The 20,085-nt window shown below is 72.8% G+C and carries 18 protein-coding genes and 1 riboswitch; of the genes, 10 read left to right on the top strand and 8 right to left on the bottom strand.

The window, feature by feature from the left end; genetic code table 11:
* Positions 1-79: 79 nt before the first annotated feature.
* Both ACWGI8_RS18460 and ACWGI8_RS18455 read right to left on the bottom strand, forming a co-directional pair.
* Positions 80-706, bottom strand: coding sequence for an FMN reductase (locus tag ACWGI8_RS18460; protein ID WP_453662131.1), 627 nt, complete (start codon positions 704-706; stop codon positions 80-82).
* Between the two features lie 2 nt (positions 707-708).
* Positions 709-1,797 (bottom strand): LLM class flavin-dependent oxidoreductase, encoded by a 1,089-nt coding sequence (locus ACWGI8_RS18455; RefSeq protein ID WP_453662129.1) that lies wholly within the window; start codon positions 1,795-1,797, stop codon positions 709-711.
* Between the two features lie 197 nt (positions 1,798-1,994).
* Between ACWGI8_RS18455 and ACWGI8_RS18450 the strand changes: the two genes are divergently transcribed.
* From ACWGI8_RS18450 to cobM, 3 genes are all read left to right on the top strand, one after another.
* Positions 1,995-2,123, top strand: coding sequence for a DUF6126 family protein (locus tag ACWGI8_RS18450; RefSeq protein WP_450726849.1), 129 nt, complete (start codon positions 1,995-1,997; stop codon positions 2,121-2,123).
* A 142-nt stretch (positions 2,124-2,265) separates the two neighbouring features.
* A complete protein-coding gene (cbiE, locus tag ACWGI8_RS18445; RefSeq protein ID WP_453662133.1) occupies positions 2,266-3,471 on the top strand; it encodes a precorrin-6y C5,15-methyltransferase (decarboxylating) subunit CbiE in 1,206 nt (401 codons plus the stop codon).
* Complete coding sequence (cobM, locus tag ACWGI8_RS18440; RefSeq protein WP_453662127.1) at positions 3,468-4,223, top strand: precorrin-4 C(11)-methyltransferase; 756 nt, start codon at positions 3,468-3,470, stop codon at positions 4,221-4,223. The genes cbiE and cobM overlap by 4 nt, the downstream gene beginning before the upstream one ends.
* Positions 4,224-4,443: 220 nt before the next feature.
* On the opposite strand, the gene ACWGI8_RS18435 is transcribed toward cobM, so the two are convergent.
* Positions 4,444-5,037, bottom strand: coding sequence for a TetR/AcrR family transcriptional regulator (locus ACWGI8_RS18435; RefSeq protein ID WP_453662126.1), 594 nt, complete (start codon positions 5,035-5,037; stop codon positions 4,444-4,446).
* A 99-nt stretch (positions 5,038-5,136) separates the two neighbouring features.
* Here ACWGI8_RS18435 and ACWGI8_RS18430 point away from each other — a divergent pair, with 99 nt between their 5' ends.
* On the top strand, positions 5,137-6,054 hold the full coding sequence (locus ACWGI8_RS18430; protein ID WP_453662124.1) for an oxidoreductase: 918 nt from the start codon (positions 5,137-5,139) through the stop codon (positions 6,052-6,054).
* 16 nt (positions 6,055-6,070) lie between these two features.
* Here ACWGI8_RS18430 and ACWGI8_RS18425 read toward each other — a convergent pair whose 3' ends face one another.
* Positions 6,071-6,805, bottom strand: coding sequence for a cobalt-precorrin-6A reductase (locus tag ACWGI8_RS18425; protein WP_453662123.1), 735 nt, complete (start codon positions 6,803-6,805; stop codon positions 6,071-6,073).
* A gap of 12 nt (positions 6,806-6,817) precedes the next feature.
* Here ACWGI8_RS18425 and ACWGI8_RS18420 point away from each other — a divergent pair, with 12 nt between their 5' ends.
* Positions 6,818-7,945 (top strand): cobalt-precorrin-5B (C(1))-methyltransferase, encoded by a 1,128-nt coding sequence (locus ACWGI8_RS18420; protein ID WP_453662121.1) that lies wholly within the window; start codon positions 6,818-6,820, stop codon positions 7,943-7,945.
* Between the two features lie 197 nt (positions 7,946-8,142).
* Positions 8,143-9,498 carry a flavin monoamine oxidase family protein gene (locus ACWGI8_RS18415; RefSeq protein WP_453662119.1) on the top strand — a complete coding sequence of 452 codons (1,356 nt, stop codon included), beginning with the start codon at positions 8,143-8,145 and terminating at the stop codon, positions 9,496-9,498.
* Between the two features lie 196 nt (positions 9,499-9,694).
* On the opposite strand, the gene ACWGI8_RS18410 is transcribed toward ACWGI8_RS18415, so the two are convergent.
* From ACWGI8_RS18410 to ACWGI8_RS18400, 3 genes are read right to left on the bottom strand one after another with little or no spacing between them, the layout of a single operon-like run.
* On the bottom strand, positions 9,695-11,194 hold the full coding sequence (locus ACWGI8_RS18410; protein WP_453662132.1) for a precorrin-2 C(20)-methyltransferase: 1,500 nt from the start codon (positions 11,192-11,194) through the stop codon (positions 9,695-9,697).
* 5 nt (positions 11,195-11,199) lie between these two features.
* Entirely contained in the window at positions 11,200-11,841 is a 642-nt protein-coding gene (locus tag ACWGI8_RS18405; protein ID WP_453662118.1) for a precorrin-8X methylmutase, read from the bottom strand.
* A complete protein-coding gene (locus ACWGI8_RS18400; RefSeq protein ID WP_453662117.1) occupies positions 11,838-13,247 on the bottom strand; it encodes a cobalamin biosynthesis protein CobG in 1,410 nt (469 codons plus the stop codon). Before ACWGI8_RS18400 ends, ACWGI8_RS18405 begins: the two co-directional genes overlap by 4 nt.
* A 44-nt stretch (positions 13,248-13,291) precedes the next feature.
* Positions 13,292-13,425: riboswitch (cobalamin riboswitch) on the top strand.
* A gap of 37 nt (positions 13,426-13,462) precedes the next feature.
* Between ACWGI8_RS18400 and cobN the strand changes: the two genes are divergently transcribed.
* The 3 genes from cobN (at position 13,463) to ACWGI8_RS18385 (ending at position 19,025) form a co-directional block, all read left to right on the top strand.
* Positions 13,463-17,092, top strand: coding sequence for a cobaltochelatase subunit CobN (gene cobN, locus ACWGI8_RS18395; RefSeq protein WP_453662115.1), 3,630 nt, complete (start codon positions 13,463-13,465; stop codon positions 17,090-17,092).
* A gap of 166 nt (positions 17,093-17,258) precedes the next feature.
* Positions 17,259-17,801 (top strand): DM13 domain-containing protein, encoded by a 543-nt coding sequence (locus ACWGI8_RS18390; RefSeq protein ID WP_453662114.1) that lies wholly within the window; start codon positions 17,259-17,261, stop codon positions 17,799-17,801.
* A 12-nt stretch (positions 17,802-17,813) separates the two neighbouring features.
* A complete protein-coding gene (locus ACWGI8_RS18385) occupies positions 17,814-19,025 on the top strand; it encodes a methyltransferase (protein WP_453662112.1) in 1,212 nt (403 codons plus the stop codon).
* Between the two features lie 101 nt (positions 19,026-19,126).
* Here the strand turns inward: ACWGI8_RS18385 and ACWGI8_RS18380 are convergent, their stop codons facing one another.
* Entirely contained in the window at positions 19,127-19,537 is a 411-nt protein-coding gene (locus ACWGI8_RS18380; protein WP_453662111.1) for a rodlin, read from the bottom strand.
* Between the two features lie 180 nt (positions 19,538-19,717).
* On the opposite strand from ACWGI8_RS18380, the gene ACWGI8_RS18375 reads away from it, so the two are divergent.
* On the top strand, positions 19,718-19,960 hold the full coding sequence (locus ACWGI8_RS18375) for a hypothetical protein (RefSeq protein WP_453662109.1): 243 nt from the start codon (positions 19,718-19,720) through the stop codon (positions 19,958-19,960).
* Positions 19,961-20,085: the final 125 nt, after the last annotated feature.

Raw genomic sequence — 20,085 nt, 5'->3', positions numbered from 1 at the left:
GGGCCGGGCCCTGACGGCCGGCCGGGTCGGACGGGTCGGAGCGGACAGTGCCCACGGGCCTCGTCGCCAGCAGTCGCCATCAGTCGAAGCGGAGGTCCGCGAGCTGGCGCTCGAAGTCCGTCACCTCGTCGGCGCCGTTCGCCTCGCGTGCCGGCCGGGCCGCCATCAGCCCGGCCAGCTCGCCGCCCGCGCGCCGGATGCGTGCGGGCAGGCCCTCGGTGTACTCGTCGCCGCCCGAGCCCCAGTCCTCCGACGCCGCGTACACGGCGGTCGGGACGACCAGCGCCCGCAGGTAGGCGAAGAGCGGCCGCAGAGCGTGGTCGAGGACGAGCGAATGGCGGGCGGTGCCGCCGGTCGCCGCGATCAGCACCGGCTTTCCGGTCAGGGCCTGCGGGTCGATCAGGTCGAAGAAGGACTTGAACAGACCGCTGTACGAGGCCGTGAAGACCGGCGTCACGGCGATCACCCCGTCCGCGTCCGACATCGCGTCGATCGCGGCGCCGAGCGCGGGCGGCGGGAAGCCGGTCACCAGGTTGTTGGCGATGGCGACGGCCAGGTCGCGCAGTTCGACGACCTCGACCTCCACCTTGCGGTCCTGTTCGGCGAGTTCGTCGCGTACCGCCTCCGCCAGCCGGTCGGCCAGCAGCCGGGTCGACGAGGGGCTGCTCAGCCCTGCCGATACGGCGACGAGCTTCAACTGCTCCATGGTCAGGCCTCCTTGTCGGTGGTGCGGCGGGCGGCGACGGCCGGGTGGACGGGCGCGTCCGGGACCCCGGCGGGCCGCAGGTTCGCGAACTCCTTGCGCAGCACCGGGACGACCTCCTCGCCGAGGATGTCGAGCTGCTCCAGGACCGTCTTCAGCGGAAGGCCCGCGTGGTCCATCAGGAACAGCTGGCGCTGGTAGTCGCCGACTGCCTCACGGAAGGTCAGGGTCCGCTCGATGACCTCCTGCGGCGAGCCGACGGTCAGCGGCGTCTGCTCGGTGAAGTCCTCCAGCGACGGGCCGTGTCCGTAGACGGGTGCGTTGTCGAAGTAGGGGCGGAACTCGCGTACCGCGTCCTGGGAATTCTTCCGCATGAACACCTGTCCGCCGAGGCCGACGATGGCCTGTTCGGGGGTGCCGTGCCCGTAGTGCGCGTACCGCTTGCGGTAGAGCTCGACCATTCGCCTGGTGTGCTCCATCGGCCAGAAGATGTTGTTGTGGAAGAAGCCGTCGCCGTAGTAGGCGGCCTGTTCGGCGATCTCCGGGGAGCGGATGGAGCCGTGCCAGACGAACGGCGGGACGCCGTCCAGCGGCCGGGGCGTGGCGGTGAAGGCCTGGAGCGGTGTGCGGAACTTGCCTTCCCAGTCGACGACGTCTTCCCTCCACAGCTTGTGGAGGAGGGCGTAGTTCTCGATGGCGAGCGGGATGCCCTGGCGGATGTCCTGGCCGAACCAGGGGTAGACCGGTCCGGTGTTGCCGCGGCCCATCATCAGGTCGACGCGGCCGTCGGCGAGGTGCTGGAGGTACGCGTAGTCCTCGGCGATCTTCACCGGGTCGTTGGTGGTGATCAGCGTCGTGGACGTGGACAGGATCAGGTTCTCGGTCCGCGCCGCGATGTGCCCCAGCAGGGTCGTGGGGGACGACGGCACGAACGGCGGGTTGTGGTGCTCGCCGGTCGCGAAGACGTCCAGTCCGACCTCCTCGGCCTTCAGCGCGATCGCGACCGTCGCCTTGATCCGCTCGTGCTCGGTCGGGGTGCGGCCGTTGGTCGGATCGGTGGTCACGTCACCGACGGTGAAGATCCCGAACTGCATCGCGCTCGCCTCCAGCTCTCATGTGGTTGAACGTTAAACTATCACATCGAACGAAGGCCATCGCGGTTCTATTCCGCCCGTACTCTGGAGCGACGTACCCATGCCCGGTGACGCCGTGACGCCGTGACGCCGTGACGCCGTGACGCCGTGACCCCGTGAGGACCCGGTGACCCCGTGACCCGCCCGAGGAGCCCTGGATGAGCGAGAGCGAGCGCTGGAAGGAGCGCGGCGTCGCCCTGCGCGTCTTCGTGTACGTGTTCGCGACGCATCTCTTCGCGGGCTTCATCTGGCTGCTGTTCTACGTGGGCGAGCACGCCCAGAAGTGATCGGCCCGCCCCGGCCCGGGTCCGAGGGGTCCCAGTAGAGTTCCGGTCCGTGAGTTCCGATCCCCGCCCGACCGACCCCGCCGTCTCCGTCGTCGGGAGTACCGGGGATGCCTGGGATGCCTGGGATGTCGGGGTCGTCGGGATCGGTGCCGACGGCTGGGCCGGGCTCCCCGACGCCTCCCGCGCCGCCCTGCGCGCCGCCGACGTGATCATCGGCGGGGCGCGCCAGCTGGACCTGCTGCCGTCGGCCGAGTGCCCGGGCGAGCGCGTGGCCTGGCCCTCGCCGCTGCGGCCCGCCGTGCAGGGGCTGCTCGCCGCGCACGCCGGGCGTCGCGTGGCCGTCCTTGCCAGCGGCGACCCCATGTTCTACGGGATCGGCCGCGCGCTCGCGGAGGAGCTCGGCGCGGACGCCCTGCGCGTACTGCCCCACCCGTCGTCCGTGTCGTACGCCTGCGCCCGCCTCGGCTGGCCGCTGGAGGACACCGAGACCGTGACCCTGGTCGGCCGGCCCCTCGGCTCGCTCGCGGCAGCGCTGCACGACGGGCGGCGAGTGCTGGTGCTGAGCGCGGGGGCGGGCACGCCGGGCGAGGTGGCGGAGCTGCTGCGGGAACGGGGCTACGGGCCGAGCCGGATGCACGTACTGGAACAGCTGGGGTCCGTACGGGAGCGGCACGTCACCGGCACCGCGGACGGGTGGGCGCACGCCCCCGGCGACCCCCTCAACCTCGTCGCCGTCGAGTGCGTACGGTCGCCCGGCGCGCTGCGGCTCTCCGCCGTGCCCGGCCTTCCGGACGAGGCGTACGAGAGCGACGGCCAGCTCACCAAGCGCCACGTACGTGCCGCGACCCTGGCCGCGCTCGCGCCCGCGCCCGGGGAGCTGCTGTGGGACATCGGCGGCGGCTCCGGGTCGATCGCGATCGAGTGGATGCGTGCGCACCGGTCGTGCCGGGCGATCACGGTGGAGCGGGACCCGGTGCGGGCCGAACGCATCGCCCGCAACGCGCAGACGCTCGGAGTGCCGGGCCTGCGCGTCGTGACCGCTGCCGCGCCGTCGGGGCTCGCCGGACTCCCCGTCCCCGACGCGGTGTTCATCGGCGGCGGGCTCACCAAGCCCGGACTGCTGGACGCCTGCTGGGCCGCGTTGCCGGCCGGGGGCCGGTTCGTCGCCAACACCGTGACCCTGGAGTCCGAGGCACTGCTGGCCGACCGGTACCGGCGCCACGGGGGCGAGCTCGTGCGGCTCGCGGTGGCGCACGCCGTCCCGGTCGGCGGCTTCACCGGCTGGCGCCAGGCGATGCCCGTCACCCAGTGGTCCGTCACCAAATCCCCTCCAGGAGAACCCTCATGACCGTCCACTTCATCGGCGCGGGCCCCGGCGCGGCCGACCTGATCACCGTGCGGGGTGCGCGGACGCTCGCGTCGTGCCAGGTCTGCCTGTACGCGGGCTCCCTCGTCCCGCGCGAACTGCTCGCCGAATGCCCGCCGGACGCGCGCCTCGTCGACACGGCCCGGCTCGACCTGGACCAGATCGTCGCCGAGATCGTCCGCGCCCACGAGGAGGGCCACGACGTCGCCCGGCTCCACTCCGGCGACCCGTCGGTCTTCAGCGCGGTGGCGGAACAGATGCGGCGGCTGGACGCGGCGGGGATTCCGTACGAGGTCGTGCCGGGCGTCCCCGCGTTCGCGGCGGCGGCGGCCGCGCTGAAGCGGGAACTGACCGTCCCGACGGTCGGCCAGACGGTCATCCTCACCCGCATCGCCCAGCAGGCCACCCCCATGCCGGAGGGCGAGGACCTGGCGACCCTCGGCCGCAGCGGCGCGCTCCTGGTCCTCCACCTGGCGGCGCGCTACGTCGACCGCGTCGTCGCCGAGCTGCTTCCGCACTACGGCGCCGACTGCCCGGCCGCGGTCGTCGCCATGGCCAGCCGCCCTGACGAGGTGGTGCTGCGGGGCACGCTGGACGACATCGCGTCACAGACGAAGGCCGCGGGCATCACGAAGACGGCGGTGATCATCGTCGGCCGGACGCTGGCGGCGTCGCAGTTCAGGGACAGTCATCTGTACGACCCGGCGCGCGACCGTCAGGTCTGCGCCGACTGACCCCTGGACGTGTCGGGCTGCGCCCGCATCTCCTGAGCCTCGAACTCCCTCGCGTCCCGCGGGCGTTCGGGGCCCCCGACCGTCCGCGGCCCGGCTTGGGTCCCGGACAGGCCCTAGGGGTCCGGTCGAGGTCCTCGACGGCTGACACCCGCGCCACCCGCGCCACCCGCGCCGCCCACGCATGCACCATCTCGACGTGTACGCGGATGGCCTGCGGCTCTCAGTCCGGCGCGCACCCTCGCAGGATGTACGCGACCACGTCGTCCAGCCCGTGCTCGGTCATCTCCGGCGGCAGCATGCCGCTCACCGCCATGCTGGCGTAGCCGTGCAGCGTCGTGAAGAACGGCAGGGCGACGCGTTCCACCGGCCCCTGCCGGACCTCGCCCCGGCGCTGGCCCTCGCCGATCAGTTCGATGGTCTGCTCGGCCCAGCGGTGGCCGGCCGTGCGCAGTGCCTCCGATGCCTCGGAGCTGTGTTTGATCGAGTACATCAGGTCGAGCAGCTCGGCGTTGGCCGTGGCGAAGCCCACGTAGGCGCGGGCCGTGGCGTCCAGCCGCTCGGCGAACGACTCGCCTGCCCCTTCCTGGGACGCCGCGAGCACCTCGGCGAGCCGCTCGAAGCCGGTCAGCGCCAGCGCGTCCAGAAGGGCCTGCTTGTCCTTGAAGTGACGGCTCGGAGCGGCATGGCTGACTCCCAGGTCGCGGGCGAGTTCGCGGAGGGACAGGGCTGTCGGCCCTTTCTCCCGCAGCGTCTCCTCGGCGCGGGCCAGCAGCGCGGCGCGGAGGTCTCCGTGGTGGTAAGGGCGGGTGTGCATGGCCGTCAGTGTATCCGGCATGTAACCACCGCCAACATTGTTGTCGCTGTCACTATTGTTGTCATTGACAGCATTGTTGGCGATGCCTACATTGAAGGCATGGCTACTGAACCCAGCAAATGGAACGTCACCCGCATCCCCGACCAGACCGGCCGTACCGCCGTCGTGACCGGCGCCAACAGCGGACTCGGCATCGCTACCGTCGAGGCGCTTGCCGGCGCGGGGGCCCACGTGGTGCTCGCCGTACGGGACCCGCAGCGCGGCGAGGCCGCAGCCGCGACCGTGCGCGGGAGCGTGGAGGTGCGCCGGCTCGACCTGGCCGACCTCGCCTCCGTACGCGAGTTCGCCGCCGGCTGGCACGGCGATCTGGACCTGCTCGTCAACAACGCCGGCGTCATGAACGTCCCGGAAGCCGCGACCAAGGACGGCTTCGAGATGCAGTTCGGCACCAATCACCTCGGCCACTTCGCCCTGACCAATCTGCTGCTGCCGCACATCACCGACCGCGTGGTGACCGTGTCGTCCGGCGCGCACCGGATGCCGGGCAGCCCGCGCATCCACTTCGAGAACCTCAACCTGACCGGCGAGTACGCCCCCATGACGGCGTACAGCCAGTCGAAACTGGCCAATCTGCTCTTCACGCTGGAGCTCCAGCGGCGGCTCGCCGAATCGGGATCCCCCGTACGCGCCGTGGCGGCACATCCCGGCTGGGCCGCCACCAGCCTTCAGGGACACGACGCCAGTGCCCTGCGCCGCGCCGTCATGCGGGTGGGCAACCGTTTCGTGGCTCAGGACAACCGGGCCGGTGCGCTGCCCACCCTGTATGCCGCCGTCGAGGACCTGCCCGGTGCGAGCTACGTCGGCCCCGACGGCCTGGGCGAGATGCGCGGCGCACCGACCCTGGTCGGCCGCTCGGCGGCGGCCAGTGACCCGGCGTCCGCCCGGCGCCTGTGGACCGTCTCCGAGGAGCTGACCGGCGTCCCCTTCCCCGAGCCGGCCGCGGTGGCGAGGCACTGAGAGGCACGGTCCTGTGTCAGGCTCGTGCCGCCACCCACAGCAGCGCCTCCTGCGGCGTCGTCGCCACCGGCACCCCCTCCGGGACCGGCGGGCGGCGGACGACCACGACCGGGATGCCCGCCTCGCGGGCGGCGGTGAGTTTGGGGGACGTCGCCGCGCCGCCGCTGTCCTTGGTCACCAGGACGTCGATGTCGTGGCGGCGCAGGAGGTCCCGCTCGCCGTCGAGGGTGAAGGGGCCGCGGTCGAGGAGGACCTCCATCCGCGCGGGGTGCGGGGGCTCGGGCGGGTCCACGGAGCGGACCAGGAACCACGACCCGTCAACGGCGGCGAAGGCCGCCAGCCCCATGCGGCCCGTCGTGAGGAAGACACGGCGGCCCAGCGCGGGCAGCGCCTCCGCCGCGGCCGGCAGTGAGTCGACGACGTGCCAGTCGTCGCCCGCAACCGGGGCCCACCCGGGCCGCCGCAACGCCAGCAGGGGAACATGGGCCTGGTCCGCGGCGAGCGCCGCGTTGAAACTGATCGTCCCGGCGAAAGGATGGGTGGCGTCGATGAGCACATCCACCCGCTGCCCGCGCAGCCAGGCGGCGAGGCCCTCCGGCCCGCCGAAGCCGCCGATGCGCACCTCGCCCCGGGGCAGCCTCGGCGTCGCGACCCGGCCCGCGAGCGAGGTCGTCACCCGCTCCCCACGGGCGTGCAGCGCCTCGGCGAGGGCTCGGGCCTCGGTCGTGCCGCCGAGGATGAGGATGTGCATGGGGGACCTTCCGTGAGCGGGCCCGCGGTCACGGGCGGGCGCAGCGCCCAACTCAAGCACACCGGTCTCCGGCCGGGATGGACCACCGGCGCCTGCGCGACCGCGGCGACGACCGCCGCGTACACCGCGCTGCTCACCGGTGATTTCCCGGACCCGGTGACGATCACGCTGCCGAAGGGGCAGACCCCGGCCTTCGCGCTGGCCGCGGAGGAGCTGACGGACGGGTACGCCATGGCGGGCATCGTCAAGGACGCGGGCGACGACCCGGACGTCACGCACGGCGCGCTGGTCCGTGCGACCGTAAGGATTCTGCCGACGGGGGCGGGGATCGTGTTCCGGGCGGGGCCGGGCGTGGGTACGGTCACCCGGCCCGGCCTGCCGCTCGACGTCGGCGAGCCCGCGATCAACCCCGTGCCGCGCCAGATGATGCGCGACCACATCGCCGAGGTCGCGGCCCGCCACCGCGGCACCGGCGACGTCGAGATCACCGTCTCCGTCGACAACGGCGAGGAGATAGCACGTTCCACGTGGAACCCCCGCCTCGGCATCCTGGGCGGGCTGTCCGTCCTCGGTACGACCGGGATCGTCGTCCCGTACTCGTGCTCGGCGTGGATCGACTCGATCCGGCGGGGGGTGGACGTGGCGCGGGCCGCGGGCCGTACGCACGTCGCCGGGTGCACGGGCTCGACCTCCGAGAAGACCGTCGTCTCGCTGTACGACCTCCCCGAGGACGCCCTGCTCGACATGGGCGACTTCGCGGGCGCGGTGCTCAAGTACGTACGCAGGCACCCGGTGGAGCGGCTCACCGTCTGCGGCGGCTTCGCGAAGCTGTCGAAGCTGGCGGCCGGTCATCTGGATCTGCACTCCGCCCGGTCCCAGGTGGACAAGGGCTTCCTGGCGGAGCTGGCGCGCGCGGGCGGCGCGGACGAGGCACTGGCGGCCGAGGTCGCGGCCGCCAACACCGGACTCGCCGCACTGCAGTTGTGTGCCGCGCGCGGCGTGCCCCTGGGCGATCTCGTGGCCGCGACCGCCCGTGACCAGGCGCTCGGAGTGCTCCGGGGCGCGCCGGTCACGGTGGACGTGGTGTGCATCGACCGCGCGGGCACGGTCGTCGGGCGTTCGTCGCCCAAGGGGCCCTGACCACCTGGGCCCCCGGGCCCCCCGCCTGCAGTCGCGCCGCGATCGTCGCCAGGCGCTCGCCCTGGTAGCGGGCGGCCACAAGGGGCTCCTCGCCGTCCCCGCTCGGGCCACCCGGACGGACCCCCGTTCCGCCCGGCCGGATCACCCACCGGGCGCTGTCGGCCCCGGCGGGCGAGGCTGCTGCGTGGAGGTGGGTCATGGAGCAGGTGACAGCGGACGTGTGTGTCGTGGGCGCCGGATTCGCGGGACTGGCGGCCGCCGGACAGCTCGCCCGGGCCGGGCGCGAGGTCGTGGTGCTCGAGGCCAGGGACCGGGTGGGCGGCCGGGTCTGGAACCGGGAGCTGCCCGACGGCACCGTGGTCTCCGCGGGCGGGACGTGGCTGGGACAGGGCCAGGACCGGATGTTCCAGCTCTGCCGGGAGCTGGGGCTCGAGGTGTACCCGCAGTACGACGAGGGCGACCGCATCGTGCGCCTCGACGGCGTCAACCACCGTTACCGGGGCAACATCCCCAGCACCGGCCCCGCAGCACTCGCCGCACTCGGACTGGCGCTCCTGCGCCTGAACCTGATGGCGCGGCGGCTCCCGGCAGACGCCCCCTGGAAGGCCCGGCGCGCACGGGAGTGGGACGCCCGAACGCTCGGGCAGTGGCTCTCCCATCCGCTCAACGTACCCTCGGCCACTGCCCACACTCTTCTCAGGTCGACGATGAATCTGCTGTTCTGCGCCGACCCGGCAGAAGTCTCGCTGCTCGGCGCCCTCGTTCTGGCGCGTGGCGGAGGCGGCTTCGGCTACTACACCGACTCCCGGAAGACGGAATCCCATCTCGTGGACGGCGGAGCACCCGAAATCGCCCGGCGGATGGCCGAACGCCTGGGCGCTGCGGTGCACCTGTCCAGCCCCGTCCGGCAGATCGTGCAGAACACCACCGACGTGCGGGTCGTCTCCGATGCGCTCGCGGTACGAGCACGACGGGTGATCGTGGCCACTCCGCCCGTGCTGGCGGGCCGGATCTCCTTCGACCCGCCGCTGCCCGCCGCGCACAGCCACCTGCGGCAGCGGGTGGTGCCCGGGGCGATCATCCGGGTGCTCACGCAGTACCCCGAGCCGTTCTGGAGGGGGCAGCAGCTGTCGGGGCAGACGCTCGCACCCCAGTCGCCCCTCCCGATCACCATCGACCAGACCCCGCGTTCGGGGCGGCCAGGAGTGCTGAGCAGCTATGCGTTCGGGCCCGGCGCCGTCCGGCTGGGACGCCTGGACCCCAAGGAGCGGCAGAGGGTCTTTCTGGGCGCGCTCGCCGAGCGCTTCGGCGCGGAGGCGCGCCGTCCCACCGCGTACCTGGAGACCGACTGGTCCGGCCAACCGTGGTCGCTGGGTGGGATGGTCGCCCATTTCCCGCCGGGCGCGCTGACCAATTACGGCAGCGCGCTGCGCGAGCCCGTGGGCCGGATCCACTGGGCCGGTACGGAGTCGGCGACGCTGATGCACGGACTGATGGAGGGGGCGGTGCGCTCCGGCGAACGGGCCGCCCGCGAAGTCATGGCCGCGAACTGACCGGCCCGTGCCCGTCCCGTGCCCGTCCCGTGCCCGTCCCGCGCTCGCGACGGAGGGCCGGGCAGGCCGACGGGGAGCGGGTCCGTGCGCAGTGCACAGTCCCAGCGCCGGACAGGCCCAGGGCTTGTCCGGCGGATCCTGCCGGGCTGGCGACGCCCTGCGACTCGCTGATCCCGCCCGATCCGCCGGACACTCCCTAACCGGGGTATGTGCGCGGGGTCCAGACGATCTCCTCGCCGGCCCCGGCTCCCGACCCCCTCCTGACCGTCCTGGTCTGAGAGGAGCCGACCAGCAACAGCGTCCTCATGTCGACCACCGCCGGGTCCAGTTCGCCGAGGCGCACGATCCGTACGCTCTCCTCCGGGCCGCCCACGTCACGCGCGACGACGACGGGGGTGTCGGCGGCGCGGTGCGCCAGAAGCAGTTCGCGGGCCTTGGCGACCTGCCAGGTGCGGCTGCGTGAGCCCGGGTTGTACAGGGCCAGTACGAGATCCGCGGCGGCCGCGGCCCGCAGGCGCTCCGCGATGACCTCCCACGGCTTGAGCCGGTCGGAGAGGGAGATCGTCGCGTAGTCGTGCCCGAGCGGGGCGCCCGCGCGGGCCGCCGCGGCGTTCGCCGCGGTGACGCCCGGCAGGACGCGTACGGGAACGTCCTCGTACGGTTCCTGGGAGGCGGCCTCCAGCACCGCCGTGGCCATCGCGAAGACCCCCGGGTCGCCGCCCGAGACCACCGCCACCCGCCGCCCGCGCCGCGCGAGGTCCAGCGCGAACTCGGCGCGCTCCGACTCCACCTTGTTGTCGGAGCCGTGCCGCCGCTGGCCGGGCCGGACCGGCACCCGGTCCAGGTACGTCGTGTAGCCGACCAGGTCGTCGGCGGAGGCGAGCGCCCCTCGCGTCTCGGGCGTCAGCCACAGCGGACCAGCCGGGCCGGTGCCCACGACGACGACCTCACCCTCGGCACGCGCGGCCGGGGGCACCTCGTCGATACGGCTCGGCAGCACCGCCACCGAGAAGTACGGCACGGACTCCGGATCCACCTCGGCCAGCGGCTCCGTACGCTCGCCCGGCATCGTCGCCCGCTCCACGTACCGCGCGTCGTCCAGCCGCCCCGCGCGCTCCAGCGCACGGCGCACCGCCGGGAAGGTCCGCCCCAGCTTCATCACCACCGCGGAGTCGGTCGAGGCGAGACGGGCCGTCAGCTCCTCCTCGGGCAGTGTGCCGGGGATGATCGTCAGCACCTCCTCGGCCTCCACGAGCGGCTGTCCGAGCCGCGCCGCGGCCGCGCTGACCGACGTGACCCCGGGGATCACCTCGGTCGGGTACCGGTGGGCCAGCCGCTTGTGCATGTGCTGGTAAGAGCCGTAGAAGAGCGGGTCGCCCTCCGCGAGCACGGCCACGGTCCGCCCCGCGTCGAGATGCGCCGCGAGCCGCTCCGCGGCCTCCTCGTAGAAGTCGTTGAGCGCGCCGCGGTAGCCGCCGGGGTGATCGGTGGTCTCGACCGTGATCGGGTACATCAGCCGCTCTTCGATGTGGTCGGAGCGCAGGTGCTTCGCCACGATCGAGCGCGCGATGGAACGGCCGTGCCGGGCGCTGTGGTACGCCACGACGTCCGCCTCGGCGATGACCTCCACCGCGCGCAGGGTCATCAACGACGGATCGCCGGGCCCCAGCCCGACGCCGTAGAGCTTCCCGGTCACGTCGCTCACTCCGCCTCACTCGCTATCGCGTTGATCGCTGCCGCGGCCATGGCGCTGCCGCCGCGCCGCCCGCGCACCACCAGGTGCTCCAGGCCCGAACCGTGCACGGCGAGCGCGTCCTTGGACTCGGCCGCGCCGATGAAACCGACCGGCACGCCGATGACGGCGGCCGGGCGGGGCGCGCCCTCCTCGATCATCTCCAGGAGCCGGAAGAGCGCGGTGGGCGCGTTGCCGACGGCGACGACCGCGCCGTCGAGGCGGTCGCGCCACAGCTCCAGCGCGGCCGCGCTGCGCGTCGTACCGAGTTCGGCGGCGAGCGCGGGCACGGACGGGTCGGAGAGGGTGCATATCACGTCGTTGTCCGCGGGCAGCCGCTTGCGGGTGACACCGCTGGCGACCATCTGGGCGTCGCAGAGGATGGGCGCGCCGGCGCGCAGGGCCGCGCGTGCGCGGGCCACCACGCCGGGCGAGTAGGCGAGATCGCGGACGAGGTCGGTCATGCCGCAGGCGTGGATCATCCGCACCGCGACCTGGCTGACGTCGGCGGGCAGCGCGGCGAGATCGGCCTCGGCGCGGATCGTGGCAAAGGACTGGCGGTAGATCTCCGCGCCGTCCTTCTCGTAGTCGAACACTGTGCTCTCGCTCATCTCGTGACGGTCGTGGGGACGGTCTTCGTGACGGTCTTCGTGACGGTCGTGGGAACAGTCGCGGTCCGGGCCGCCGCAACGGCGTCGGCCAGTCCCTGGTCTGTCGGTACGCCGGTCGGCCCGTCGACTGGTACATCGGCGCCCTGCACGGTCACCCGGTACGTGCCGTCCGCCGTGGCCAGGACGTCCACGTACTCCCCGTGCGGATGTCCGCACCGGCGCTCGCAGCCGGACCAGTACACGGGCAGGCCGCCCCGGCCGGGGGTCGCGTCGGTCCGTACGTCGGCCAGCGACTTGGCGCATCCGGGCCGGCCGGTGCAGGCGCCGACGCCGTACCAGGGGGAGTCGGCGCCGGTGATCAGCCCGGCCTCGCCGAGCTGCGCGAGCCGCGCCTCGGCCGCCGCGCGGTCGGCGAATCCGGGCACGACGACTCCGCGCCACGGCGTGAGCCGTACTTCGTCCGCGGGCGCGGGGAGCAGCGCGCGGAGCTGTGCGACGGTGAGCCGTCCGAGCGGGGCGGCGACGGAGAGGGCCCAGCCGCGGGGACTCTCCACGAGCCCGGGCAGGGGTTCCGCCTCACGGCCGAAGGCCGTACGAGGGTCCGGGGGCTTGCTCCCCACGCGGCGGAGCCGCACATCGACACAGCCGGGAAGGGGCGGGGCCGGGAACGGTTCCGCAGCAACGCCCGCCCGTTCCAGATACGCCCCCACGGCAATGTCCTGCCCACCGGGCAGCTCCCGCACCCGCCACGCCCCCGTGCCTGCCGCGACAGCCGCCGCGAGGAAGGCTTCCGCGGCGGCGAGGGCCGCGCGCGGGGCATCGGCAGCGCGGACGCGAAACGCCTGGCCCCCGACGCGTACGAGCGCCGAGCCGCCCGGCTCTGCGAGCAAGGTCACATCCGCACCGAGGCCCGCCACATCCCCGCGCCCGTCGTCCAGGGCGAACAGGAATCGCCCGGACAGCCCGGCAGCCCAGTCGCTCGCGCACAGCAGTGCGTCCAGTTCGCGCGCCCACAACTGGACGTCGCCGTACCCGAGTCCGTCGAGTCCGGCGAGCGGTGAGGCCAGCACGTTGCGTACCCGCTCGTGCGTGTCCGAGGGCAACAGTCCGGCCTCCCGGAGCACTCCCGCGAGCCGCGCACCGCACCCCTCGCCGAGGCCGCGCAGCTCCGCGTTCCCTCGGGAGGTGATGCTCAGCGCCCCGTCGCCGAGCCGCTCCGCCGCATCGGCCAGGGCTTTGACCTGACGTGCCGTCAAGATGCCTGCGGGCAACCGGAGTCGGGCCAGCTGCCCGTCGTCCGCCGCGTGGAGCCGCAGCGCGCCCGGGCATGCGTCTCCCCGGTCCCGAATGCGGGGTTCGTCCCGGTCCGGGGGTGTTGGCGGTGTGGGCGGCATGGCGGCGAGCATACCCACGTCATTCCAGGTGGCCGCCCTGCCGGCAAGGGCCAGCCTCTACTATGCAGAACGGCACGGGGTCCCAGGGCCCTAGGGAGGAAGCCCGGTGAGAATCCGGCGCGGTCCCGCCACTGTGAGCCGGGCCCTCGGGACCCGGCAAGTCAGGAACTCCCGCCGTCCTACGACCACCCGGGGCGCGGACACCCCGAGGAAGGCCTGCGCACGCGATGACGCACGCGACGATCCTGCTGCTGTCGACCTCTGACACCGACCTGCTCAGCGCCCGCGCGGCCGACGGCAACGACGGCCCGGTGGCGTACCGCTTCGCCAATCCCTCCCGGCTCCCGCTCGACGAGCTGCCGGCGCTCCTCGACGGCACCGACCTCGTCGTCGTACGGCTCCTCGGCGGTATCCGCGCCTGGCAGGAGGGTCTGGACCAGCTGCTGGCCCAGGACCGGCCCGTGGTCGTCCTCACCGGCGAACAGGCCCCCGACGCCCAGCTGATGGAGGCCTCCACCGTCCCGATCGGGATCGCCGCCGAGGCGCACGCCTACCTCGCCCACGGCGGTCCGGACAATCTGGAGCAGCTCGCCCGTTTCCTGTCGGACACGGTCCTGCTCACCGGTCATGGCTTCGAGCCCCCGGCCCCGGCGCCCACCTGGGGCCCCCTGGACCGCGAGGCGAAGAGCACCAGCGGCCCCACCGGCCCCACCATCGCCGTGCTCTACTACCGGGCCCACCACATGAGCGGGAACACCGCCTTCGTCGGTGCCCTCTGCGACGCCGTCGAGGACGCGGGCGGCCGGGCGCTCCCGCTCTACGTGGCATCGCTGCGCGCCCCCGAGCCGGAGCTCCTCGAACAGCTCCGCGGCGCCGACGCCATCGTCACGACCGTCCTCGCCGCCGGCGGCACCAGGCCCGCCGAGGCACAGGCCGGTGGCGACGACGAGTCCTGGGACGCGGGCGCGCTCGCCGCGCTCGACGTGCCCGTCCTGCAGGCGCTGTGCCTGACCGGGTCGCGCAGCAGCTGGGAGGAGAACGACGAGGGCCTGTCCCCGTTGGACGCCGCCAGCCAGGTCGCGGTCCCGGAGTTCGACGGCCGACTCATCACCGTCCCGTTCTCCTTCAAGGAGATCGACGAGGACGGCCTCCCGGCCTATGTCCCCGACCCCGAGCGCGCCGCCCGCGTCGCCGGGATCGCCGTACGCCACGCCCGTCTGCGCCACATCCCGAACGCCGAGAAGCGGCTCGCCCTCGTCCTGTCCGCGTACCCGACGAAGCACTCCCGCATCGGCAACGCCGTCGGCCTCGACACCCCCGCCTCCGCGGTCTCGCTGCTGCGCCGGCTCCAGGCGGAGGGCTACGACTTCGGTACGGAGGAGATCCCCGGCCTCGCGTCCGGCGACGGCGACGAGCTGATCTACGCGCTCATCGAGGCGGGCGGCCACGACCAGGACTGGCTCACCGAGGAGCAGCTCGCCCGCAATCCGGTCCGTATCCCGGCCGCCGACTACAAGCGCTGGTACGCGACCCTGCCGCAGGAACTGCGCGAGCACGTCGAGGAGCACTGGGGCCCGGCGCCCGGCGAGATGTTCCTGGACCGCTCCCGCAATCCCGAGGGCGACATCGTGCTGGCCGCCCTGCGCCGCGGCAATCTCCTCGTCGTCATCCAGCCGCCGCGCGGCTTCGGCGAGAACCCGATCGCGATCTACCACGACCCCGATCTGCCGCCCTCGCACCACTACCTCGCCGCCTACCGCTGGATCGCGGCCTCCGCGGACGACGGAGGTTTCGGCGCCGACGCGATGATCCACCTCGGCAAGCACGGCAACCTGGAGTGGCTGCCCGGCAAGAACGCGGGCCTGTCCGCCGCCTGCGCCCCCGACGCGGCGCTCGGCGACCTGCCGCTCATCTACCCGTTCCTGGTCAACGACCCGGGTGAGGGCACCCAGGCCAAGCGCCGCGTGCACGCCACCCTCATCGACCATCTCGTCCCGCCGATGGCCCGCGCCGACTCGTACGGCGACATCGCGCGCCTGGAGCAGCTGCTCGACGAGTACGCGCAGATCTCCTCGATGGACCCGGCGAAGCTCCCGGCCATCCGCGCCCAGATCTGGACCCTGATCCAGGCCGCGAAGCTCGACCACGACCTGGGGCTGGACGACCGGCCCGACGACGACGGCTTCGACGACTTCCTGCTCCATGTCGACGGCTGGCTCTGCGAGGTCAAGGACGCCCAGATCCGCGACGGTCTGCATGTGCTCGGCGGTGCGCCGACCGGACCCGAGCGCGTCAATCTCGTCCTGTCCATCCTCCGCGCCCGGCAGATCTGGGGCGGTACGACCGCCCTGCCCGGCCTGCGTGAAGCCCTCGGCCTCGACGAGTCCGCCGCCACCCGCACCACCGCCGACGAGGCGGAGGCCGCGGCCCGCGCGCTGGTCGAGGCGATGGAGGCGGCCGAATGGAACCCGGCCGCCGTCGCCTCCGTGGCGGAGGGATACGGACAGGCCGTCGCCGACATCCTCGACTTCGCCGCCCGCCAGGTCGTCCCGCGCCTCGCCGCCACCACCGACGAGCTCGACCACGCCGTCCACGCGCTGAACGGCGGCTTCGTCCCGGCAGGACCTTCCGGTTCGCCGCTGCGCGGCCTCGTCAACGTCCTGCCGACCGGCCGTAACTTCTACTCGGTCGACCCCAAGGCCGTGCCGTCCCGCCTCGCCTGGGAGACCGGCCAGGCTCTCGCCGAGTCGCTGCTCACGCGCTACCGCACCGACAACGGCGAGTGGCCCACCTCCGTCGGCCTGTCCCTGTGGGGTACGAGCGCGATGCGCACCGCCGGCGACGATGTCGCCGAGGCCCTCGCGCTGCTCGGCATCCGCCCCGTCTGGGACGAGGCGTCCCGCCGCGTCACCGGCCTGGAGCCCGTCCCGGCCGAGGAGCTGGGCCGCCCGCGCATCGACGTCACCCTGCGTATCTCCGGCTTCTTCCGGGATGCGTTCCCGCACGTCATCGGCCTGCTGGACGACGCCGTAAGGCTTGCCGCCTCGCTCGACGAGCCCGCCGACGTCAACTACGTACGGGCGCACGCCCAGGCGGACCTGGCCGAGCACGGCGACGAACGCCGCGCCACCACCCGTATCTTCGGTTCCCGTCCGGGCACGTACGGCGCCGGTCTGCTGCAGCTGATCGACTCCCGCGACTGGCGCACCGACGCCGACCTCGCCGAGGTGTACACGGTGTGGGGCGGGTACGCGTACGGCCGCGGCCTCGAAGGCCGCCCCGCCCGTGACGAGATGGAGACGGCGTACAAGCGGATCGCGGTCGCCGCGAAGAACACCGACACCCGCGAGCACGACATCGCCGACTCCGACGACTACTTCCAGTACCACGGCGGCATGGTCGCCACCGTCCGTGCGCTGCGCGGCACCGCCCCCGAGGCCTACATCGGCGACTCGACCCGCCCCGAGACGGTCCGCACCCGCACGCTCGTCGAGGAGACCTCCCGGGTCTTCCGCGCCCGCGTCGTCAACCCCAAGTGGATCGAGGCGATGCGCCGCCACGGTTACAAGGGCGCCTTCGAACTCGCCGCGACCGTGGACTACTTGTTCGGCTACGACGCCACGACCGGTGTGGTCGCCGACTGGATGTACGACAAGCTCACCGAGGCCTACGTCCTGGACCCGGAGAACCGCGAATTCCTCCAGCAGGCGAACCCCTGGGCCCTGCACGGCATCGCGGAGCGCCTGCTGGAGGCGGAGTCCCGCGGCATGTGGGAGAAGCCCGATCCGGCGGTCGTCGCGGCGCTGCGCGACGTCCTCCTGGAGACGGAGGGCGACCTGGAGGGCGGCGACGACTGAGGCAACTGCCTTCCGCGCCACGGGAATCGGCAGGACGGGCTTTCCCGGAGCGTGACCTCGCCCGCCCCGGGGGTGTCTGGCCGGGCCGGGGGCTCCGCGCGACGTAAGACTTCCGTCACCACGTGAGGTGGTCCACAGGGACCTCCGGCCCGCTTCAATGGGCCTCATGAACATTTCAGTGCTGCGGAAGCCCGTGTTCGCGATCGGCCTCGTGGTCGTCGCGGTGGTGGTCGCGGCAGGGCTGTACTGGTTCCAGCCGTGGAAGCTGTGGGAGAACGAGACCGTACGCGAGAAGCTTCCCGCGGCGGTGGCCCCGTCCGCGCCCGGTGATCCGTCCGCCCCCGCCGCGCCCAGGACCCTCGCCACGGGCACGTTCATCAGCCATGAGCACGCCACCAAGGGCACGGTCAGGATCGTCGAGCTCGCCGACGGCTCCCGCATCCTGCGGCTGGAGGGACTGGACACCAGCAGCGGCCCGGACCTCCGGGTCTGGCTGACCGACGCGCCCGTGAAGGAGGGCGCGGCGGGCTGGCGGGTCTTCGACGACGGCGCGCACGTCAGCCTCGGCAAGCTCAAGGGCAACAAGGGCGACCAGAACTACGCACTGCCGGCCGACGTCGATCTGAGCAAGTACTCCAGCGTCAGCATCTGGTGCGACCGCTTCGACGTCTCGTTCGGCGCGGCGGAGCTCTCGAAGGCGGCCGCGTAGCCTGAGAGGACGATGAACATTTTCACCACGTCATGGGGCGACCTCGGGCTCACCCGCTTTCCCGAGGACCCCCGTGACCAGCTCAGGGCCTGGGACGCGTCCGACGAGTACCTGCTGCACCACCTCGCGGGCGAGGCGGCGGTGCGCCACCTCGTCGGTGAGGCCGGCGCCGAGGATCCCAAGCCCGCGGATCTGTCCGGCACCGTCGTCGTCCTGGGCGACCGCTGGGGCGCCCTGGTCACCGCGCTCGCCGCGCACCGGCCCGTACAGATCACCGACTCGTATCTGACCCAGCAGGCGACCCGCGCCAACCTCGCCCGCAACCGCCCCGGTGAGGCAGCGGGCGTCCGGCTGCTGTCGACCCGGGACACGCCCCCGGACCGTATCGACGTCCTGCTGGTCCGCGTCCCCAAGAGCCTCGCGCTGCTGGAGGACCAGCTGCAGCGGCTCGCCCCGCACGTCCACCCCGGCACCCTCGTCGTCGGTACGGGCATGGTGACGGAGATCCACACCTCCACGCTGAAGCTGTTCGAGCGGATCATCGGCCCGACCCGGACCTCGCTGGCCGCGAAGAAGGCCCGGCTGATCTTCTCCGTCCCGGACCCGGCCCGTACGGAGTCCGGATCCGGTGCGGGGGAGTCCTGGCCGCGCGACTACGACCTGCCCACGGACATCGGAGTGATGTCGGGGCGGCCCGTCACCAACCACGCGGGCATCTTCTGCGCCGAGCGCCTCGACATCGGCACCCGCTTCTTCCTGCAGCATCTGCCGCGCAGCCGCGGCCCGGTCCGCGTCGTGGACCTGGGCTGCGGAAACGGTGTGGTCGGTACGGCCATGGCGGTCGCGAATCCCGAGACGGAGGTGCTGTTCACGGACGAGTCGTTCCAGGCGGTCGCCTCGGCCGAGGAGACGTTCCGGGCGAACGCGGGACAAGGCGGCCGGGCCGAGTTCCTGGTCGGCGACGCGCTGTCGGGCGTGGAGCGCGAGTCGGTCGACCTGGTGCTGAACAATCCGCCGTTCCACACCCACCGCGCCCTGACCGACAGCACCTCCTGGCGCATGTTCACCGGGGCACGCGCCGCGCTGCGCCCCGGCGGTGAGCTGTGGGTGATCGGCAACCGCCACCTCGGCTACCACGTCAGGCTCCGCCGCCTCTTCGGCAACTGCGAGACGGTCGCGAGCAATCCGAAGTTCGTCGTCCTGCGGGCAGTGAAACAGCACTGAGCCGCTTTTCTATTCGTAGGCTTTCTCGTCACGGCATGAAAACGGGCCCGGCTCGACGAGCGTCCGTCGAGCAGGGCCCTCGGCCGGCCGTGGTGGCCGGCTCAGTGGTTGTTGGTGCCGTTGCCGGACAGCACCGGGATGCCGTCCAGGACGTGCGACAGCGGCTCGTCGCCCTTGGCCTGCGTCGAGTTCTCCGAGCACTGCTGGTTCTGCGGGTTCGACAGGACGTTGACGTCCTGGACACCGACTGGCACGAGACCCACGAGGGAACCCACGTTGGCCTTGGCGGGCAGGCCGACGCAGGGCTTGTTCAGCGAACCCTGGACGAGCGAAAGCTGCGGGCTCTGCTCGCCGTACGTCGCCGAGTTGCCGAACGACTGCACGGCCTCGTTGCCACTCAGCGACGTGGTGCCGTTGTCGTTGCCGATGGCGAGTGCCTGCGGCGCGGCGGCAGCCAGCGAGACTCCGGCCACAGACGCGGTCACGGCCGCGGCTGCCCACAGCTTCTTCATGATGATTCCCTTCGAGCCTTCAGGATGCGCACTCCACCGATGAAGTGACGCGTTGGTCAACACCGTCGTCCGCGACCCGGTTGCGGTCTGTGACCCGAACAGCGGAGCGCGTGGCGCGCCGGCCGGAGCGTTCGGTCCTTTCGCCCGCCAGGAAGGGGGGCGGTACGGGATATTGGGGGCATGGCGGAGCACAAGGGCCGTTGGGAACGGCAGGGGCTGATTCCGGCGAGCCGCAAGGAGCCGGGAAGCCGCACGGAGCCGACGGGCCGGGGGAGGCGGGCGGTCCGGTCGTCCGCGGACCGTTCGGTGGAGCCCATCTACGCGTCCTTGATGGCCAGTTGGTCCTCCCAGGGCCGAACCCTTCCCGGCGTCGTGGACCATGAATGGGAGGCTCTCGTCTCCTGGTCCTGGCCGAGGTGGTGACGCGCCCCGCACGACGGCACACCGACGCGACAGCACACGGGGCCGCGACAGCACACGGGCCGGGCCCCCCCCGCGGACCCCCACCGCCCCCCCCCGGGCCGCCGCGGCCGGGGCACCGGGGGTGG

Source organism: Streptomyces sp. NPDC054841 (genome assembly GCF_053611045.1).
Note: the sequence above shows the minus strand (reverse complement) of the source record. Positions and strands in the feature narration are given on the sequence as shown.

What these genes read in the sequence shown, in the direction of transcription:
- ACWGI8_RS18455 (WP_453662129.1), bottom strand. Translation starts at nt 1,797, where the DNA reads ATGCAGTTCGGGATCTTCACCGTCGGTGACGTGACCACCGATCCGACC.
- ACWGI8_RS18415 (WP_453662119.1), top strand. Translation starts at nt 8,143, where the DNA reads ATGGAGCAGGTGACAGCGGACGTGTGTGTCGTGGGCGCCGGATTCGCG.
- ACWGI8_RS18435 (WP_453662126.1), bottom strand. Translation starts at nt 5,037, where the DNA reads ATGCACACCCGCCCTTACCACCACGGAGACCTCCGCGCCGCGCTGCTG.
- ACWGI8_RS18405 (WP_453662118.1), bottom strand. Translation starts at nt 11,841, where the DNA reads ATGAGCGAGAGCACAGTGTTCGACTACGAGAAGGACGGCGCGGAGATC.
- ACWGI8_RS18385 (WP_453662112.1), top strand. Translation starts at nt 17,814, where the DNA reads ATGAACATTTTCACCACGTCATGGGGCGACCTCGGGCTCACCCGCTTT.
- ACWGI8_RS18460 (WP_453662131.1), bottom strand. Translation starts at nt 706, where the DNA reads ATGGAGCAGTTGAAGCTCGTCGCCGTATCGGCAGGGCTGAGCAGCCCC.
- ACWGI8_RS18390 (WP_453662114.1), top strand. Translation starts at nt 17,259, where the DNA reads ATGAACATTTCAGTGCTGCGGAAGCCCGTGTTCGCGATCGGCCTCGTG.
- cobN (WP_453662115.1), top strand. Translation starts at nt 13,463, where the DNA reads ATGACGCACGCGACGATCCTGCTGCTGTCGACCTCTGACACCGACCTG.
- ACWGI8_RS18450 (WP_450726849.1), top strand. Translation starts at nt 1,995, where the DNA reads ATGAGCGAGAGCGAGCGCTGGAAGGAGCGCGGCGTCGCCCTGCGCGTC.
- ACWGI8_RS18375 (WP_453662109.1), top strand. Translation starts at nt 19,718, where the DNA reads ATGGCGGAGCACAAGGGCCGTTGGGAACGGCAGGGGCTGATTCCGGCG.
- ACWGI8_RS18425 (WP_453662123.1), bottom strand. Translation starts at nt 6,805, where the DNA reads ATGCACATCCTCATCCTCGGCGGCACGACCGAGGCCCGAGCCCTCGCC.
- ACWGI8_RS18400 (WP_453662117.1), bottom strand. Translation starts at nt 13,247, where the DNA reads ATGCTCGCCGCCATGCCGCCCACACCGCCAACACCCCCGGACCGGGAC.
- ACWGI8_RS18380 (WP_453662111.1), bottom strand. Translation starts at nt 19,537, where the DNA reads ATGAAGAAGCTGTGGGCAGCCGCGGCCGTGACCGCGTCTGTGGCCGGA.
- cobM (WP_453662127.1), top strand. Translation starts at nt 3,468, where the DNA reads ATGACCGTCCACTTCATCGGCGCGGGCCCCGGCGCGGCCGACCTGATC.
- ACWGI8_RS18430 (WP_453662124.1), top strand. Translation starts at nt 5,137, where the DNA reads ATGGCTACTGAACCCAGCAAATGGAACGTCACCCGCATCCCCGACCAG.